We start from the raw sequence: 17,369 nt of genomic DNA on the forward strand, positions 1-17,369 counted from the left end.
GCCGAAGATCGAGAAGCTGGAGAGCAATGTCTGGACGGAGTTGAAGGTGAAGAATCCATTTGCGCGCGCGGCACGGAATCAATGGACGGGGATGAAGGAGGAATTGCACGGCGGTGAGGGGTTCACGTTCATGGGAGCAGCACCGGTGACGAATGCGCCGTGGCGATTGACGTTTGTATGCATCGAGCGGGTGGTGATCAAAGATGCGGCGCGGGATGTGGTGGCGCATGTGACGGGTACAAATTCGGTAGAGCGTAATTCACGAACGTTTAGTGGGAGACAGTTTACCGTGATGTCGCCGGAGGTGCAGCCTGCGGGAGGGGTTGGTGCGGCGCAGCATTAGCATGCGGCCACGGAATTAATGCGAGGATGGAGGATAGTGGATGGAGGATGGCGGATAGTGGGGACAAAGACCTGAGACTTTTGCCCGCAGAACACGCAGAGTTACGCAGAACCGAAGCCTCCTGACAAATCTCCGTTTTCTCCCCATGTGGATGTTCCGCGTTCGATGTTGGGTGCTTTCCGATTCGGCCATCCCCGCTCTGGCGCACCGTCTTCTGAGTTCCAGGAAACGCCGAGGAGTATAATTACTTTGGACCGACCCGTAAACGACCTGTAAACCTTCACAACCTGTTTGTCAAAGCGTGGCCTATACCGAATACCAAAATTAATTTCCGAAATGGGCAAAGAACGGAAATTGAAGGAAGCAAGGAAGCCTGATGAAAGTGGAAAGAGAAAAAGCCATGGCTTCGGAGATGAGAAAAGTCGTTAGCTCCCGAGAGCAGGGTGCTTTTGATTTGATGCAGTGTTGTCGACCTTGCCTCAAATCAAAATCCCTCCTGCCATTCGGAAATTTCTTTCGACATTCGGTATACAGGCGGATACGGAATAATTAATAGCTCTCGCCCACGGCTCGCTTGACCGGTTTTTGGGTCAGGAAGAAGATGAGCAAACCCCAGTAAGCCAGGCTGACAAAGATGCCCGGTATGTTTCCGACCAGGGAAAGCTTCTTTTGAGCTGCTGGCATTACTGTGTTTGTGAGTATGGAAAGAAACACGATGGGCTCGAGAAACAGCAGGAAGAGGATGGAGAATACGCTCTTCCAAACGGCTAATTTCCTTGCCCAGGACTTGCGATACCACAGTCCAATGCCGCTGGCCAGTGTCACGCACGCTGCCGGCAATACAACGATGGCGCAGACGTAAAGGGTGAACATCATGAGCGGCTGGCCGCCGTAGGCTTTGGCCCCGAATGGGATCAGGAACAGCATGTAGGGGCTGCAACACAATACACCCATGACACCCAGAATAATGTTCAACACTGCAAAGACTTTGATTGAGTCGGGCGGTTTGGCGGCCTGAACTGGCAACGAAGGTGAAGCCGATGCCGGCCCTGCGCCCGGAGGCGTGCCGGCAATCGTTTCCACGTCGGTCTTGACCTGACTGGCGTGCTGATAGCGGCGTTCGGGTTCCTTTTCCAACGCGCGCAGCACCACTTCATCGAGGCGCGCGTCAATGTGAACTTTCCTCGACGGCGGTTCGATCGGTTTGCCAGGCAGCTCACCGGTGAGCAGTTCATAAAAGACCACTCCGAGCGAATAGATGTCGGCGCGGTTGTCCACCCGTTGCGGTGAGGCCAGTTGTTCCGGCGCGCTGTAGCCAGGCGTGCCGACGGCGGTTTGGGTGGCATTCCCGCGCGGGGCGGCTCCGACGGCAGCGGCGTCGCCGCCCACGCCCAGCATTTTGGCGATGCCGAAGTCGGCGATTTTCACGCGGCCGGCTTTGTCGAGGAGCAGGTTCTCGGGTTTGATGTCGCGATGCACGATGCCGCGGTCATGGGCGAATTGCAGCGCGTCACACAGGGGCGGCACGATGGCCAGCGCCTCCTCCGGCGTGAACTTGCGCTCGCGCAGGAGCCAGCGCAGGTTCGCTCCGTCCACAAATTCCATCAGCAGATAATAAAATCCGCCCGCCTGCCCGAAGTCGTAAATGGTGACGATATTCGGATGGTTCAAGGCGGCGAGCGCCTGCGCCTCGCGGGCGAAACGTTCAGCAAATTTAGGATCCCCCACGCGCTCCGGCGCAAGGAGCTTGAGGGCGACGAGGCGATTCAGAGTTTTCTGCCGCGCCCGGTACACGACACCCATGCCGCCGCGTCCGAGACATTCGAAAATTTCAAGTTGCGGAAAGTGCGGGGCGATTTGTTCGGGCGGCAACGGGGGTTGCGCGGCGGGGGTGTCACCGGTGAAAACGGTTTCCGTTTTCAGGTTTAGTGCCATGAGGCAATTCGGGCAAAGCCCGGCGGGTGCGCTCTCTTTGATCGGCGCGCCGCACTGTGGACATTTTTGAGATGGTTCGTTACTCATACCCGATACTTACCGGTTAGGTGAGGTTTGTTACACGTGCCGGTTCATTTTTATTGTCGGGCCAGGGCAGCCGCCAGGTGCCGCAATTCCGAATCCAGATTGGAGCCATCGGCCAGTGTCTGCGAGATCTCCTCGCGGTAAATTTCGCGAAAGCGCTTCCGCAGCCGATGTGCTGCCACGCGCGCCGCTCCTTCCTTCACGCCAAGCTGTTTCGCCGCGGCAGCGTAGTCAATCGAACCACGATCGGCCATGAGGCAACTCTTGAGGATCTCAAAATCTCCGGGTTTCTCCGCCACCGAGAATTCGTCCCGCAACCGGTTTACCGTCAAATCAAGCAAGGTGAGTGCCCATTGTTGATCGAAGGTTTCGTCCGGTGCGAGTGAATGGCTGTCGGTGGCATATCGGCTTTCGGCGAAGGCCGTGTCAAATAGCGCGTGTGCCCGGCCGCCGCCACGACGGTGCGCCGAGGCACGCCGCCATTCCTTGCTCAGGAAATGCTTCAACGCGACCACGAGGAACGACCGCAACTTGCCTTTCTCACGGTCGGCGGCATCGAGCCAGCGTTTTTCGAGGAGGCGGCAAAAAAATTCCTGCGTGAGGTCCTGGGCATCGGGCGGGGATTGGCCAGAACGACGAACGTACGCATAGAGCGGATACCAATAAGCGCGGCAGATAGCTTCCAAGGCCGCTGCTGATTCGGGTGACTGCGGCTGTCTGGCCGCCAGCACCACCGACCATCGTGTGTTCGGAAAAGTTCGCGGGCCTTCGTTGGAAGAAACCTGACTGCTCATGCGGACATCATATCCAGTTCAATTACCGGAAACGAGACCGTTGTTACAGAACGAGAGTGCCTGTAAACACTGCCTGGGGCGCAAGGCGAGTAACCGCAGAGAGCGCAAGGAGTACAAAGGCATGGCAGAACATCCAACACGCAGCATCGAACTTTGAACTTCCAAGTTCAGGGTTCGGAGTTCGGTCGGCGTGGAAAATTTCGAATGGCGAATTTCGAGTTTCAAATTGTCAGATTTTCAAATTATCAAATCAAACCGAGAGAGCTCTAACGTCAAATAGCGGGTAAATTTTTTGACAGGAGTCAGAATGAAAACAAGGAGGATCAAGTTTGCGGAGTTGAAATCGAAGCGGAAGCGTTTTGGCGGATTGGATTGCTCCGTGCGCATGGCCGATTGCAAATCGGCGATACAGCAGGCTGCAAGCCTGCGCTACTTGGCTGGCAGTTCGGTCGGCGTGGAAAATTTCGAATGGCGAATTTCGAGTTTCAAATTGTCAGATTTTCAAATTATCAAATCAAACCGAGAGAGCTCTAACGTCAAATAGCGGGTAAATTTTTTTGACAGGAGTCAGAATGAAAACAAGGAGGATTAAGTTTACGGAGTTAAAATCGAAGCGGAAGCGTTTTGGCGGATTGGATTGCTCCGGGCGCATGGCCGATTGCAAATCGGCGATACAGCAGGCTGTAAGCCTGCGCTACTTGGCTGGCAGTTCGGTCGGCGTGGAAAATTTCGAATGGCGAATTTCGAGTTTCAAATTATCAAATCAAACCGAGAGAGCTCTAACGTCAAATGGCAGGTAATTTTTTTTGACAGGAGTCAGAATGAAAACAAGGAGGATTAAGTTTACGGAGTTGAAATCGAAGCGGAAGCGTTTTGGCGGATTGGATTGCTCCGGGCGCGTGGCCGATTGCAAATCGGCGATACAGCAGGCTGCAAGCCTGCGCTACTTGGCTGGCAGTTCGGTCGGTATCGGTCGGCATGGAAAATTTCGAATGGGAACAGCAAACCGTGAGTTAACGGGAGTTATCGGGAGCTAACGTGAGTTAACGGGACATCTTTTTAATTTCGAATGACGAATTTCGAGTGTCGAATGAAAAACGAAACTACAAATCCGGGTTGCGAGGATGGGATTTGCGCTGTGGTTCGTCGTCGGTCGAGTGTTGTTGGCTGTTTAGAAAACTTCGGGGGTGCCTTCTTCGAGGATGCGGATGCAGTGGCTGATGCCTTTTTCTTCGGCGATTTCGCGGAGCCAGCGGGGCGGTTCGTCCATGTCTTCGAAGGAGAGTCTGAAGGTGCCGTAGTGCATGGGGACGAAGTATTGGGCTTTGATGTCGTGGAAGACTTTCATGGCGTCGTCGGGGCCCATGTGGACGTTTTTAAGATTCTCGGGGCGATAAGCGCCGATGGGGAGCAGGGCGATTTCGGGGGAGAGGTGTTGGCCGATGTCCTTGAAGCCTTCGAAGTAGGCGCTGTCGCCGGCGTGATAAATTTTGCGGCCCTGATGTTCGAGCATGAAGCCGCCGTAGCCGCGGTGGTCATCGCGCAGCGTGCGGGCGCCCCAGTGTTTGCAGGGTGTGAGGGTGACTTTCCAATCGCCGTGGGAGAAGCTTTCCCACCAATCGAGTTCGACGATGCGTTCGAAACCGAGGTTGCGCGCGAGGTCGCCCATGCCCCAGGGCATGACGCCGATTTTTGGATGCGGGAGTTTGCGGAGGCTGGGTTTGTGAAAGTGGTCAAAGTGGGCGTGGGTGAGCAGGACGAGATCGATGGGGGGCAGGTCTTCGATCTTGAGGCCGGAGCGTTTGATGCGTTTGAGGAGGAAAAGCCAGTTGGCGAAGTTGGGGTCGACGAGGACGTTGAGGTCGGTGAATTGGACGAGGAACGAGGCGTGGCCAATCCAGGTGAGCGCGACCTGGCCCTCTTTGAGCCGGGGAAATTCGGGTTTTTTGTGCGCACCGTGACGGGGCGTGAGGAAGGCTTTCAGGACCATCTCGTGGAAGAAGGTGCGCGGATTGAAAGCGTTGGATGGTGTGAGGTCTTTGAAAGACTTGGGCAACTCGCGTTTTTGGCGCGGTGGGCGATGGGGTCGAACAGGCGTTTTCGACATAAGTTTCTGCTAAGTGGGAAGATATGTCAGGTCTGAATAAAAGGCAATGGTGTCCGTCATACCCTCTGTTACGAATAAAACGTAAACGCAGAAGGCAGAATGATGAAAAAGATTTTTATCGCACTCACAGTTTTGGCGCTGGCGGGAAGTCAGGTGCAGAAGGCCGAAGCACATGGGGGTTGTGGAGTTGGCGGAGCGATATTGGGCGGGGTGGTGGCGGGGGCGGTTATTGCGCACGAGGTGGATTGTCATTCGGGTTATTACGCGCCGAATTATTATGTGGCGCCGGTGCCGACATATGTTGCGCCAGCATCGGTGGTGGTTTATCAGCCGGCTCCAGTGGTGTATGCTCCGCAGCCGGTGGTTTATGTGCGACCTGCGCCGGTGGTGTATGGCGGATATTATGGCTACGGCCCGAGGTATCATGGGGGTTACTACAGGCCGGGCTATCGTCGTTGGTAAAGATTTCGGAGGAACCGAACAGAGGGGTTGGAGACAAGTGACCCGTTGGGATGCACCCTGGCGGGTTTTTTGTTTTCATGGAACAATAATCCTGTTTTAACCATGGTATGGGAAATCTAGATAAGCAGCTGGATACTTTTTTGCGGGCGAAGCCGAAGCTCGGGCGGGATGTATACATCGCGAAGAGTGCGGTGGTGCTCGGGGATGTAATGCTCGGGGATAATTCGAGCGTGTGGTATAACGCGGTGTTGCGCGGAGATATCAATCGCATTGTAATCGGCAAAGGAACAAATGTGCAGGACAACGCAGTAGTGCACTTGGCGGATGATTTTGCGTGTGTGCTGGGGGATTATGTGACGGTGGGGCACTCGGCGATTGTGCACGCGTGCACGATTGGGAATGAGGTGTTGATCGGGATGGGCGCGGTGGTATTGGACGGAGTGGAAGTGGGAGATCAATGTTTAATCGGTGCGAAGGCGCTGGTGACCGGTGGCATGAAAATTCCCGCGGGTTCGTTGGTGCTGGGAGCGCCAGCGAAGATCGTGCGAGCGCTGACACCAGGTGAACGGGCGGAGTTAAAGCATTGGGCTGACAAGTACGTGGACAACGGCGCTTATTGCTTGAAGCACGGAATCAACGTGGGCGGACCGCTGTCGTCGTGATTACTTGCGGAACATTCCAGGCATTCCGGGCATGCCACCTTTTTTCATCATCATTTTCTGAAGCTTGCCCATCTTCTTCATCATTTGCTGCATTTGATTGAAGCGATTGAGCATGTTATTCAGCTCGGTGACGGTGACGCCGCTGCCTTTGGCGATGCGGATGCGGCGGCTGGCATTGAGAATGACCGGTTGACGGCGTTCTTTGAAAGTCATGGCGCAAATCATGCCTTCCATGCGTTTGAATTCTTTTTCGGATTTATTGAGGTCGGCGCCTTTGAGCATGTCGGAGCCGCCGGGGAGCAGACCAACGATGCTTTCGAGTGAGCCGAGTTTTTTCATCTGACGCAATTGATCGAGAAAATCCTCGAGGTTGAATTCGCCCTTGCGCATCTTTTCTTCGAGACGCTTGGCTTCCTCTTCATCCACCGCTTCAGCGGCGCGTTCCACCAGGCTGACAACGTCACCCATGCCCAGAATACGTGAAGCCATGCGTTCGGGATGGAAAGGCTCGAAGTCTTCGAGTTTTTCACCAGTACCAGCGAGTTTGATGGGCTTGCCGGTAACTGCTTTCATGCTGAGAGCGGCGCCGCCGCGGGCATCGCCGTCCAATTTTGTAAGAATGGAACCGGTAATGTTCAGGGCTTGATCGAAATGTGTGGCGACGTTGACGGCTTCCTGACCTGTGGCGGCATCAAGAACGAGCAAAATTTCCTGGGGTTTAACCAGATCGCGCAGGCGCACCAGTTCCTGGACGAGCGGTTCATCGATCTGTAGGCGACCGGCGGTATCAAAAATAAGGGTGTTCCGGTTATTGGCGCGGGCGAAATCGAAAGCTTCACGGGCGATGGCCAGCACGTCTGTTTCACCCTTTTTTAGAAAAACCGGGATGCCGAGCTGTTTGCCGAGGGTTTCCAACTGGTCCATGGCGGCGGGACGATAGACGTCGGCAGCCACGAGCACCGGTTGACGACCCTGTTTGGTGAGGAGTTTGGCCAATTTCGCGCTGGAAGTCGTTTTACCTGAGCCATGAAGGCCGACCATCATAATGGAGGCCGGATTGCCGCTCAGATTGAGGCCGGCGTTCGTAGAACCCAGCAATTCAACCAGTTCATCATGGATAATTTTGATGATCTGCTGGCCAGGATGGACGCTTTCGATGACTTCCTGGCCGAGAGACTTGGTCTTTACCCGTTCGATAAAATCGCGCGCGACCTTGAAATTAACGTCTGCTTCAAGCAATGCCAGACGGACTTCGCGCAAGGAATCGCTGACGTTGGACTCGGAAATCTTGCCTAGGCCACGCAGATTCTTAAACGCATTTTGCAGCTTATTGCTGATGGTATCGAACATTAAAACACCGTAAGATATAGAGAGCGAGTTGACAAGTGCGGGTGGAATAGGCTTAATTTGCAACCCGCGTTTGAAACGCGCGGAAACCGCGGTTGGTAGGATACCCAAGTGGCCAACGGGGGCAGACTGTAAATCTGCTGGCTTACGCCTTCACTGGTTCGAATCCAGTTCCTACCACCACCTTCAAAACCCTGTGTTTACAGCCCCTTCGTGCGTTTGAGTTGATTTTTTGTATAAATTCATTGTAGCTCATTCCCACCCATTCCCACCAGTAAAAACGTCACTCGGCGTCACTCAATGGGCACTCGGCCTAACCCGTTAGGAAGTCCATCTTGCTTCACCACCCGGTCTCTTTCTCATCGTTTTTCGCTTTTTCTGATGGGAAACCGAATTGATTTCGAACTTTATAGGCGAGACCAGATGTTAGTCACTCATCTGTTCGCAGTTTGGCGATCCCACGAACAAGTTTCATTCCACGCGCCGGTCGTCCGGGACGAGTCCCCTCCGCCTCCGGCAGATCCAACAAGGTTAACCGCTGTTCGCACCCGAGCGGATTTGGTAAAAGCTAGGACAGAAGTTATGATCCTGTAAAAGATGAGGCTCATCCCGATCCAAGTCGAATGCTACGCCGGAGCCAAGGAAGATGAGACACCGCGCCCATTCACTTGGGAAGAACGGACGTTCGAGGTGGGCGAAGTCCTCGATCAATGGTGCCAAGTCAAAAGCAAGCCTGAGTGGCCACGGGTCGATTATTTCAACCTGCGGGCCGCTGACGAACGGAAATACCTTCTGAAGCATGAACTTGAGGCAGATGAGCGGTTTCTGAGGCGGCAGTGGGCATAAACTTCCAATGATTCCCATTCACGAATTGCTCAATCGGATCCGGTGGGATCCGGAGTTTGCCAAAGGGAACTTTCAGTTGGGATACTACGATCGAGCTGAAGACCGCATCATTTTGGTCCCACTGAAAGAGGTGGGCTTTCCGCCCGAAAGCCCACAAACCTTTCAACTCACCGATGCCGAGGGGCAAATCCACCGCATCCCTTTTCACCGTGTCCGGGAGGTTTACAAGGACTCCCAACGCATTTGGCATCGAGGAGAGCCGCGTGAGCAGTGATCTGAAGGAAACGACCGAAGATCACACCGAATCATGTTAAAATTCTGAATCGCGTTTTCAGGCCAACCGTGCTATTCGTTCGGAATCCGAGAGGAATCCCTTCCTAGCGACCGATCTTCTCGACCATGTTCCCTCATGGCGAGCCAATCATCCAGTTTACTTTTTCCATTACGGAGCACGCTTTCTGCCCGCGCCCAAACGCCGAGGTGATTGAGGGGATTTGATGTTTGGTCATTTTGCGCAGGCGGGTCAGTACGTCTATGAGATACGCGTAGGCATCGATGGACTAGGATATCCTCGAAAGACAAAGCCTGAGCGCCAGAGATGATTTCAGGATGCATTTCAGCGAAATTGGGCCAAGTTTGATTAGAGAGGATTAGGGAAGAGGTGCCGAATATGAAATCAAACGAACAGACGGGACGAAAGCTGGAGGAGGTGGCCCGGATTCTCAATGCACAAGGCGCCAATCCGTTCCGGGCGCAGGCCTATGTGGATGCCCTCAAGTTCGCCGGCGGTTCATTCAGTTTGATACCGCGCAAAGTCCTCCAGGAGCCAGCCAACTGATGTGAAAGGCATCATCTTCTACGTGAACTTGAAACCAGCATAAATTGAGTGAACTGGCTAAAGGGCCTGCTTGAGGAGTCTATTATGCGTCCATTCCAACCCGCCCAGGAAATCCAGCGATTATTGGACCAGGTCAACACGATTGGGAACGATCTGGATGCCATGACGAGAGAGAACGTCCCCGCTCTGCGCTCGGTCCGGGAGCAGCGAGCCCGGAACAGCCTCTGGCCTATTCCGGTCGAACGGGTCGGCAATCTCACGGTGCCCGGCAAAGAAAACCCGGTCCCGGTCCGCCTTTATGTCCCCTGGGATAAGCAACTGGCCCGAGGTGGAAGGTTGCCACTGGTGATTTTCTTCCACGGCGGGGGCTGGACGCTTGGCAGTCCGAGTATTTACGACTCGGTGACCCGGCAACTGGCCCGCCAAATCCCGGCCCTGGTGCTCTCGGTGGATTATCGCCTGGCACCGGAAAACCCGTTCCCAGCCGCGGTGCAGGATGCGGATAGCGTGTTGTGGTGGGTCTCACGACATGCCGAAGAGATTGGCGCAGATCCCACTCGCATTGTGGTAGCCGGTGACAGCGCCGGCGGGACCATGGCCATCGCTTCGACAAGGCGAGCCCAAGCCAATGATGGCATGTTGGTAGTGATGCAGGTCTTGTTTTACCCGTCCACCGACATCGCTTCGACCCATTACGAGTCGTATCAGCAATATGGAAAGGAGCACCTACTCACTCGAAGAGCCGTGGAGCGGTTTCGAGAGTTCTACCTCCCGAGGGCTTCAGATTGGGCGCTTCCTGACGCATCGCCACTGCGAGCAAAAGATCTGCACGGCACGCCGCCGACACTCCTCATCGGAGCAGGCTGCGATCCGCTACGGGATGAAGGGCAGGCTTATGCTCGGAAACTCCACGCCTCTGGAGTCAAGGTGATTTACCGGCTGGAACCCAATTTGATCCATGCATTTCTGAATTTGTACAACCTTGACCCGGACTGCTCGCCTTATGCCGAAGGCGTTCTCGGCTATGCAGCAGGAGTGATTCGCCAGGAACTGCGGGTGCGTTTGCCCTTTACCGCAGAGGACAAAGAACCCAATAGCTCACCAGGAATGATCCCGGGAATAATGCATAAACCTGAGCCATGAATAGCTGGCCCGACCAAAAGTTGGAATCACTACCGGCGTGGGTGCCGTCGCCGGACTTTATCCGCACCACGAATATCGCCTGGCTGATGCAGCGCGCCGGAGTGGATTCCTACGAGGCGCTGCACGCCTGGTCGGCGCAGAACCGCGAAGCCTTTTGGACGCTGGCTACCGAGCGGCTCGGCCTGCGTTTCCGCAACGCCTGCAGTCGCACGATGGATTTATCGAAAGGCGTCGAGGAGCCGCACTGGCTGGTCGATGCGCGGCTCAACATTGTGGAGAGCTGCTTCGCCGCTCCCGCTGATTCGCCGGCCATCATTCATCAAGCCGAAGGCGGACCACTCGCCAGCTTGAGCGTGGGCGAACTCCAGGCGCTGACCGAGCGCGTGGCCGGGAATCTCAGGCGGCGCGGCTTTAAGCCCGGCGACGCGCTGGCCATCATCATGCCGATGACCGCTGAGGCCGTGGCCATCTATCTGGGGATTATTCAGGCTGGCTGCGTGGCCGTCGGTGTTGCGGACAGCTTCCAGCCCAAAGAAATCGCCACCCGTTTGCGCCTGGCACGCGCGGTTGGGGTCTTCACGCAGGCTGTCCTGGTGCGCGGCGGCAAAGCGCTGGCACTTTACGCCAACGTGATCGCCGCCGAAGCGCCCCCCGCCATTGTTCTGCCCATCCGGGAGCGCGCGAGCTTGCCGTTGCGCGCGGGCGATTGCACCTGGCGCGATTTTCTGGAATCTGCGGACCGGTTCGAAGCGGAGGTGCGGCAGCCCTCGGACCCGCTCACCATTCTCTTCTCCTCAGGTACAACCGGCGAGCCCAAGGCCATGCCGTGGACACAGAGCACGCCGATCAAGTGCGCCGCCGACGCGCATTTTCATCAGGACATCCACCCGGGCGACGTGCTGGTTTGGCCGACGAACCTGGGCTGGATGATGGGGCCATGGCTGGTATTCGCCAGTCTGCTCAACCGGGCCACGATGGGGCTGTATTACGGCGCGCCGACCGGAGCTGAGTTCGGCCGTTTCGTACAGCAGGCCAAAGCGACCATGCTCGGAGTAGTGCCCAGCCTGGTTCGAACCTGGAGGAATACAGGCTGCCTGAAGGATGTGGACTGGCACACGATCAAGCTGTTCAGCTCGACCGGCGAGTGTTCTCACCCTGGGGATATGCAGTGGTTAATGTCACTTGCGGGCGGGCGGCCGGTCATCGAATACTGCGGCGGCACCGAAATCGGCGGCGCCTACATCACCGGAACGGTCACGCGGCCTTGTGTGCCAGGCACGTTCAACACGCCCGCACTGGGACTGGATTTCGTGATCCTCGATGACCAGGGAAAGCCTGCCGACCAAGGCGAGCTGTTTCTCGTGCCGCCCTCCATCGGCTTATCCACCACGCTGCTGAACCAGGACCACCACAAGGTCTATTTTGCAGGAACACCGCACGGTCCGCATGGCGAAGTGCTGCGCCGTCATGGCGACCAGATGGAGGCGCTGTCCGGCGGTTATTGGCGCGCCCTGGGCCGGGCGGATGACACAATGAACCTGGGCGGAATCAAGATCAGTGCAGCAGAAATCGAGCGGGTGTTGCAGTCCGTGCCGCAGGTGACGGAAGCGGCCGCCATTGCGGTTTCACCCGGGGGCGGTCCGAGCCGGTTGGTCATCTATGCCGTGTGCTCCGCCGGTCGGACTTTGGGCAAAGCGGAGCTGATGGCCGCCATGCAGAACGCCATCAAGCGCGACTTGAACCCGCTTTTCAAAATCCATGACCTCGTGCCTGTGGAGGCGCTGCCTCGGACCCCCACGAACAAGGTGATGCGTCGCGCGCTGCGCGAGCAATATCTTACCCACCTATGAACAATCCCAAACGCAACATTCTTATCACCGGCACAGGCAGCGGATTGGGCCGCGGCCTGAGCCTCTGCCTGGCCCAACAGGGGCATTCGATTCTGGCCACCGACATTATTCTTGCTGGCGCGCAGGAGACCGTTGCGCAGATCGAGGCGGCGGGCGGCAAGGCAGCGGCCACTGCAATGGACGTGACTTCCGAAGAGGAAATCCGGCGGTTCTTGCAGAACAGAGGCCAGCAACAGATTGATACCCTCATCAACAACGCCGGTTTGCAACACGTGGCCAAGGTCGAAGAGTTTCCGCCCGCCAAATGGGATTTGCTCCTCGATGTTATGTTGAAAGGCACCTTTCTGATGACCCGTGCAGTCCTGCCCGGCATGCGGGCCCAGGGATTTGGCCGCATCATTCAGATCGGCTCCATTCATTCCCTGGTGGCCTCGCCGTACAAATCCGCGTATGTGGCCGCCAAGCATGCCTTGCTGGGCTTTGCCAAGGCCGTTGCCCTCGAGACGGCGGGCGTGGACATCACCATCAACACCATCTGCCCGGCCTACATCCGTACGTCGCTGGTCGAGGCGCAGATCCAGGATCAGGCCCGCACCCGCCAAATCCCGGAGGAGGAAGTCATCCGGCACATCATGCTGCAGCCGATGCCGAAGCATGCCTTTATCACCTGCGAGGAAGTCGCCGCCGCAGTTGAGTATCTGATGAGTCCGCTAGCGCGCAATGTCACGGGACAGAGCATCACCATCGACGGCGGATGGACGGCCCAATGAGAGCAGCTTGGGCTTAGGGCGATTGGATGCGGTAGAAGCGTCCTGGGGTATTTGTCGTTTGTTAATGTCGCCGGGCCAGTGAAACTTTTCTTAGCATCCAGGAAAACCGGAGCGACGTCCGGCTTTCCTGGCTCACAGTGGAGACCAAGTTTATTGGCTGCGAACGTGGTAGAACCGGGCGGCTCCACTGGCGGTGTTGTCCGTCACGTTGGTGCTGGACCCGTTTCCAGCTATTGTCAACAGCGGCGACCAGGTTGGGTCCGTGATGGCGTTCTTATATTCGACGTAATGTGTGTGACCAGCTTGGGTCAAAAAGCCGAACGTGGTCACGCCGCCGGTGTGCGCGGGGTTCAGAATCGTGACGGGCAGGGCCGGTGAAGCGGTGAGCTGGAACGCTTTGATGGCAATTGAGTTGGTCGAATCGTTGATCAGAATCGGTGTGCCATTATTAATTGAATAGAACTCCACGTTGCCGCCAGAACCAGCCTGGTAGTAGAGCAAGCGCACCGGGTAGAGTCCATTTGTCAGAATGGTCACATAGGTAAGGGTCGGCGTGCCATTGCCACGGCCACCATCGAATGAACCGAGCGTCAAGTTCTGGTTGGTCAAGGTAGGCCCTTCCGTAAGCTTGAAGCAGTCATCGCTACGCACTGCGAAGATATAATTGCCGTTGGTGAGTTGCAAATACATCAAAGCCTCCACAGCAATGTTGTTGTTCAGGTTGCCTGCGGGAACATATGGGAACGCGGATTTATAGGGGAAGGCCGGCGTCCCAGTGGGAAGTCCAGTTATGTCGTAATTGATCGCGTTGGTTTCCGAATAGTTTCCGTCTGCATTCGGACCACCATTCGCGAGGTTCGGATAAGGTTGGCCCGTGACGAGATTCGTTCTTAACCCGGCCAATTGCGCCTCGGCAGTGGCAATGGAAGCAACGGTAGGTGCAGCATCTTCAACCTTGTTGATTCGCAAGGCAAACCCCGGCGTTGACACCGAGCCAATTGGTTGCGCATCCGCAACTGGAAGTACCATATAGGTCGAATTAGCCGTGGTGAACTTCCACGTGTTGGTCGTCGTAGTGGGTGTTCCTCCATTGTCGGTGAAAATTGCTGTTAGAGTATAGTTCGTGTTTGGAGTCAGGAAGGAAGTTGGAACATAAGTAACTACTGTCCCCGCCGCATTATTGCTCAGGCTAATACTGCTGGTTACGTTATTTGAATTCACGAACAGTTGGACGGTCGCGGGGTTGACCGCAGTTTGGCGGTTGGCGATCGTGAAGGAGATACTGCTCTCCAAGGCCACGGCGGGGGCACCTGGGAAAGGATAGCCTGCGCTCAGGTATGGTTTTAAAGTGGCTGTATTGGTGTTGGGCACGAACATCAGGTAGTTCAAATTGTAAGCGCGGTTATTAATGGCGGTTTCACGGAATGTATTGGTTCCGGCGAAATGAATCTGAACTGTATTGCCGAAGAAATCAGTTAACGGCACCATCTGCCCACTATAGATTTTGCTTCCGCCGGTTACGGGGATAATACACGTCCCCAAGGCTGCATTTGGCTGATCGGTCGTGGTCGCTGTAGGATTGGCCAGGCGTTCCACCATGATGGTGCCGCCGGTTCCGCTGGCAGCACGGGCATAAACGGTGTAGTTCGTATTCTCCAGGTTACGGGTATAATTTTGCCATTCATTGGCATCGGTGAAACCCACCTCGTAATCAATCGCGCCGGCGGCTAGAAATCCGGCGTGATCATACGGGTCCCCCGTAACCAGGAGCGTCTGCGGCAGGTCACCGGTCCGGTAACCAGAAGTATTGTTGGTTCCAGTCAAATCGTTCTCCGCGTAATCAACACCATTGCTTCCGAGCAGGCCGAAATAAGCGTTCGGTACAGGGTTGGCGAAGAACGCTCCGCCATTGTGGTTATAGTCCTCGGCATCGATGGAAAGGTTGGTTGGTGAAAAAGTGTTGAACGTAAAATTGTTGGTTGCAGTGTTGCCATTTGCGTCCGTAGCGACAATTGAGGCATTGTAAAATGTATTTGCAACGAGGGCAGTGGTATTGGTGACAAACAGTTGATTCGTTGTTCCCGTCGTATTGAAAGTGAGACCGGTCTGCGTGACGCCATTGAGTTTGAAGGTGATGCTGCTGCCGCGAACAGTGGAAGCGATGGAATCGACTTCGAAAGATACGTTGTTGGCAAGCGGATCAACGAAAATGGAACCATTGGTCGGTGAAATGTTAAGAATTGTCGGTGGTGTGAGGGAAGTGGAGACGATTTGCATCCGGTTGAAATACTGGTTGGCATCGGTTTGATTGGCAATCAACGCGACGCTATCGACCGTCCCAGAGCCGGCCTGTGGCTGGTTGTCCAGGATGGCAAGAATAGCACCGCTGGTCACATTTTTAACCACAAACCTATAGGTATCCCCGGCTTTTGGCGTGAACTCGCAGCTCAGCGCGCTGGTAGTGAATGGAATCCCGATGTACTGCACGCCATTGCCATCCCAAAAAACGAAGGAATTGCTGCCTCCTCCAACATAATAAAAGGCAAAGCGAAGACCGGTAGCGTAATCGCTGGTGGAATTAGTCGCGTTCCCGTTACGCAAAAAGAACCCGGCAAATTTACTGGAACTCGAACCGATGTTTTGGGATGCAAAATCGAGCTTGAAGGCGACGGTAGTATCCAGCGAATTGCTGAAACCGCGATAGGCCACGGTCGTGTTGATCCCATTACCATTGGCAAAGAGCCCCCAGACATGGGCGGAGTTATTATTCCCAGGAGGGCTGCCGACCGGACCAAGATTCGGATCCAGATTGGAATAATTGGTCGGCGAAGAAATTGCAGGCAAAGGAGTTCCATTGAATGTGGTAGTAAAGCCGCGACCGCCGGTCGCAGGTGAGGCCGTGCTATTCGTCAGCACGACCCAAGGGGTAAATCCATAGCCGAAGTTCACGCCGGGCGGGGTGTTAAAGGCCGCATACCACGTCGCGCTGGCGTACGGGTAATGATAAGCATCATCGTAGGCATTGGTCTGGGCTGGAGCAGTTTCGGCCAGCGTGAGCACCAACGCAAGGAGGGCAAGGAGTCGGGATAGGGACGATTTGAGTAGTTTCATGTCAGAGTTTCAGGGCTTGGGAACATTAAATCCGGCGTTGCGAAAAAGGTCAACCTGCACATTCATGCAGTTGCAAATGTGGTCGATTGAAATTTAGACTCAGAGGAAGCCAACAAACCGGAAACCAGCGAATGTGTGCCGTTAAATGTGCGTCTTAACAAAAATGCAAAGTAATTTCATGCCCTCACAGTCCACGACTCCGTCAGCCCATTCTTTCGAGGCTGGGAAATCCCGGACTGCCCGAGGCTTTACCCTGATCGAATTGCTGGTGGTCATTGCCATCATCGCTATTTTGGCAGGGCTGCTCCTGCCGGCATTGAGCAAAGCCAAATTGAAAGCGGAGCGCATTTCCTGCGTCAATAATCAGAAGCAATTGACGGTCGCCTGGATCATGTATGCGGATGACTCTGACGGTAAGCTTGCGCCTAACGCCGCCACCAGTGCCGCTGGTCAGCCCAGTTGGGTTGCCGGCAAATTAAGTTGGGATGCTCCACCTGTTCCCGCCAACCCGGATAATTACAACACAGCAAACCTCACCGATTCCCTGCTTGGGCCCTATTGCGGCCGCGCCATAGGCATCTACAAATGTCCAGGAGATAAGGTGTCCGCTGCGAAAGGCGTCCGCGTTCGAAGCATTTCAATGAACGGCCAAATGGGTGGTGTCGTGGTGGGAGCGAGCCAGCAGGATGTCATCAATCAATATGGGGGAAACAACAATTACGCGCTCTTTCTCAAACAATCACAAATCATCAATCCCAGCCCGGCGATGGCCTGGGTGTTCATTGATGAACATGGGGATTCCTTGAACGACGGTTTTTTTCGGGTGAACATGAGCTCAACCACAGTCTGGTCCGACTTGCCCGCAAGTTATCATGGCGGAAGCGGGGCGCTCTCATTTGCCGATGGCCATGCTGAAATCAAAAAGTGGACAGACGCCAGTATCCGGGATCGTCCTGTGACCAAGGTCCAGTATGTTTCCGGGAGTGCAACTGCGAGTCCAAATACCGATTTATTGTGGCTCCAGGCACGGACGAGCAGCCTGCCATAACAATCAAATCCAACCTGAGCGCGGATTCT

Annotated in this window: 16 protein-coding genes and 1 tRNA gene; 12 read left to right on the top strand and 5 right to left on the bottom strand. The window is 55.4% G+C overall.

Going from position 1 to position 17,369, the window contains the following annotated elements; all coding sequences use genetic code 11:
* Positions 1–343 (top strand): hypothetical protein (locus CFLAV_RS35765; RefSeq protein ID WP_007417818.1); only part of this gene is annotated, 343 nt, incomplete at its 5' end.
* A gap of 549 nt (positions 344–892) precedes the next feature.
* Here CFLAV_RS35765 and CFLAV_RS33190 read toward each other — a convergent pair.
* Together CFLAV_RS33190 and CFLAV_RS25795 are read right to left on the bottom strand one after the other, a co-directional pair.
* A complete protein-coding gene (locus CFLAV_RS33190; RefSeq protein ID WP_007417819.1) occupies positions 893–2,365 on the bottom strand; it encodes a serine/threonine-protein kinase in 1,473 nt (490 codons plus the stop codon).
* Positions 2,366–2,415: 50 nt separating this feature from the next.
* Positions 2,416–3,156: an RNA polymerase sigma factor gene (locus tag CFLAV_RS25795; RefSeq protein ID WP_007417820.1), complete on the bottom strand. Its 741-nt coding sequence runs from the start codon at positions 3,154–3,156 to the stop codon at positions 2,416–2,418.
* An 821-nt stretch (positions 3,157–3,977) separates the two neighbouring features.
* On the opposite strand from CFLAV_RS25795, the gene CFLAV_RS25810 reads away from it, so the two are divergent.
* Positions 3,978–4,193 (top strand): hypothetical protein, encoded by a 216-nt coding sequence (locus tag CFLAV_RS25810; protein WP_007417823.1) that lies wholly within the window; start codon positions 3,978–3,980, stop codon positions 4,191–4,193.
* 134 nt (positions 4,194–4,327) lie between these two features.
* Here CFLAV_RS25810 and CFLAV_RS34395 read toward each other — a convergent pair whose 3' ends face one another.
* A complete protein-coding gene (locus CFLAV_RS34395) occupies positions 4,328–5,263 on the bottom strand; it encodes an MBL fold metallo-hydrolase (RefSeq protein ID WP_007417824.1) in 936 nt (311 codons plus the stop codon).
* A 99-nt stretch (positions 5,264–5,362) separates the two neighbouring features.
* Between CFLAV_RS34395 and CFLAV_RS25820 the strand changes: the two genes are divergently transcribed.
* Positions 5,363–5,725, top strand: coding sequence for a hypothetical protein (locus CFLAV_RS25820; protein ID WP_007417825.1), 363 nt, complete (start codon positions 5,363–5,365; stop codon positions 5,723–5,725).
* A 107-nt stretch (positions 5,726–5,832) separates the two neighbouring features.
* On the top strand, positions 5,833–6,387 hold the full coding sequence (locus tag CFLAV_RS25825) for a gamma carbonic anhydrase family protein (RefSeq protein WP_007417826.1): 555 nt from the start codon (positions 5,833–5,835) through the stop codon (positions 6,385–6,387).
* Here the strand turns inward: CFLAV_RS25825 and ffh are convergent, their stop codons facing one another.
* Positions 6,388–7,737 carry a signal recognition particle protein gene (ffh, locus tag CFLAV_RS25830; protein ID WP_007417827.1) on the bottom strand — a complete coding sequence of 450 codons (1,350 nt, stop codon included), beginning with the start codon at positions 7,735–7,737 and terminating at the stop codon, positions 6,388–6,390.
* 94 nt (positions 7,738–7,831) lie between these two features.
* Here ffh and CFLAV_RS25835 point away from each other — a divergent pair.
* From CFLAV_RS25835 to CFLAV_RS25860, 7 genes are all read left to right on the top strand, one after another.
* Positions 7,832–7,917 (top strand) — tRNA-Tyr (locus CFLAV_RS25835).
* Between the two features lie 414 nt (positions 7,918–8,331).
* Complete coding sequence (locus CFLAV_RS25840; RefSeq protein ID WP_007417828.1) at positions 8,332–8,580, top strand: DUF6504 family protein; 249 nt, start codon at positions 8,332–8,334, stop codon at positions 8,578–8,580.
* 7 nt (positions 8,581–8,587) lie between these two features.
* The gene (locus CFLAV_RS25845) at positions 8,588–8,854 is read left to right on the top strand and encodes a DUF504 domain-containing protein (RefSeq protein WP_040550230.1); all 267 of its coding nucleotides are present in this window, start codon (positions 8,588–8,590) and stop codon (positions 8,852–8,854) included.
* Between the two features lie 396 nt (positions 8,855–9,250).
* The gene (locus tag CFLAV_RS35770) at positions 9,251–9,418 is read left to right on the top strand and encodes a hypothetical protein (RefSeq protein ID WP_007417830.1); all 168 of its coding nucleotides are present in this window, start codon (positions 9,251–9,253) and stop codon (positions 9,416–9,418) included.
* 84 nt (positions 9,419–9,502) lie between these two features.
* Positions 9,503–10,561: an alpha/beta hydrolase gene (locus CFLAV_RS25850; RefSeq protein WP_007417831.1), complete on the top strand. Its 1,059-nt coding sequence runs from the start codon at positions 9,503–9,505 to the stop codon at positions 10,559–10,561.
* Complete coding sequence (locus CFLAV_RS25855) at positions 10,558–12,411, top strand: AMP-binding protein (RefSeq protein ID WP_007417832.1); 1,854 nt, start codon at positions 10,558–10,560, stop codon at positions 12,409–12,411. The genes CFLAV_RS25850 and CFLAV_RS25855 overlap by 4 nt, the downstream gene beginning before the upstream one ends.
* Positions 12,408–13,181 (top strand): 3-hydroxybutyrate dehydrogenase, encoded by a 774-nt coding sequence (locus CFLAV_RS25860; RefSeq protein WP_007417833.1) that lies wholly within the window; start codon positions 12,408–12,410, stop codon positions 13,179–13,181. The genes CFLAV_RS25855 and CFLAV_RS25860 overlap by 4 nt, the downstream gene beginning before the upstream one ends.
* 150 nt (positions 13,182–13,331) lie before the next feature.
* On the opposite strand, the gene CFLAV_RS25865 is transcribed toward CFLAV_RS25860, so the two are convergent.
* Complete coding sequence (locus CFLAV_RS25865) at positions 13,332–16,292, bottom strand: hypothetical protein (RefSeq protein WP_007417834.1); 2,961 nt, start codon at positions 16,290–16,292, stop codon at positions 13,332–13,334.
* 178 nt (positions 16,293–16,470) lie between these two features.
* Between CFLAV_RS25865 and CFLAV_RS25870 the strand changes: the two genes are divergently transcribed.
* A complete protein-coding gene (locus CFLAV_RS25870) occupies positions 16,471–17,340 on the top strand; it encodes a type II secretion system protein (RefSeq protein ID WP_050785958.1) in 870 nt (289 codons plus the stop codon).
* The last annotated feature ends 29 nt before the right edge of the window (positions 17,341–17,369 follow it).

Origin of the sequence: Pedosphaera parvula Ellin514 (genome assembly GCF_000172555.1) — a bacterium.
Lineage (GTDB): Bacteria > Verrucomicrobiota > Verrucomicrobiia > Limisphaerales > Pedosphaeraceae > Pedosphaera.

Excerpts from the sequence above, each read along its gene's own strand:
- CFLAV_RS33190 (WP_007417819.1), bottom strand. The coding sequence starts at position 2,365 with ATGAGTAACGAACCATCTCAAAAATGTCCACAGTGCGGCGCGCCGATC.
- CFLAV_RS25795 (WP_007417820.1), bottom strand. The coding sequence starts at position 3,156 with ATGAGCAGTCAGGTTTCTTCCAACGAAGGCCCGCGAACTTTTCCGAAC.
- CFLAV_RS25810 (WP_007417823.1), top strand. The coding sequence starts at position 3,978 with ATGAAAACAAGGAGGATTAAGTTTACGGAGTTGAAATCGAAGCGGAAG.
- CFLAV_RS34395 (WP_007417824.1), bottom strand. The coding sequence starts at position 5,263 with ATGTCGAAAACGCCTGTTCGACCCCATCGCCCACCGCGCCAAAAACGC.
- CFLAV_RS25820 (WP_007417825.1), top strand. The coding sequence starts at position 5,363 with ATGATGAAAAAGATTTTTATCGCACTCACAGTTTTGGCGCTGGCGGGA.
- CFLAV_RS25825 (WP_007417826.1), top strand. The coding sequence starts at position 5,833 with ATGGGAAATCTAGATAAGCAGCTGGATACTTTTTTGCGGGCGAAGCCG.
- ffh (WP_007417827.1), bottom strand. The coding sequence starts at position 7,737 with ATGTTCGATACCATCAGCAATAAGCTGCAAAATGCGTTTAAGAATCTG.
- CFLAV_RS25840 (WP_007417828.1), top strand. The coding sequence starts at position 8,332 with ATGAGGCTCATCCCGATCCAAGTCGAATGCTACGCCGGAGCCAAGGAA.
- CFLAV_RS25845 (WP_040550230.1), top strand. The coding sequence starts at position 8,588 with ATGATTCCCATTCACGAATTGCTCAATCGGATCCGGTGGGATCCGGAG.
- CFLAV_RS35770 (WP_007417830.1), top strand. The coding sequence starts at position 9,251 with ATGAAATCAAACGAACAGACGGGACGAAAGCTGGAGGAGGTGGCCCGG.
- CFLAV_RS25850 (WP_007417831.1), top strand. The coding sequence starts at position 9,503 with ATGCGTCCATTCCAACCCGCCCAGGAAATCCAGCGATTATTGGACCAG.
- CFLAV_RS25855 (WP_007417832.1), top strand. The coding sequence starts at position 10,558 with ATGAATAGCTGGCCCGACCAAAAGTTGGAATCACTACCGGCGTGGGTG.
- CFLAV_RS25860 (WP_007417833.1), top strand. The coding sequence starts at position 12,408 with ATGAACAATCCCAAACGCAACATTCTTATCACCGGCACAGGCAGCGGA.
- CFLAV_RS25865 (WP_007417834.1), bottom strand. The coding sequence starts at position 16,292 with ATGAAACTACTCAAATCGTCCCTATCCCGACTCCTTGCCCTCCTTGCG.
- CFLAV_RS25870 (WP_050785958.1), top strand. The coding sequence starts at position 16,471 with ATGCCCTCACAGTCCACGACTCCGTCAGCCCATTCTTTCGAGGCTGGG.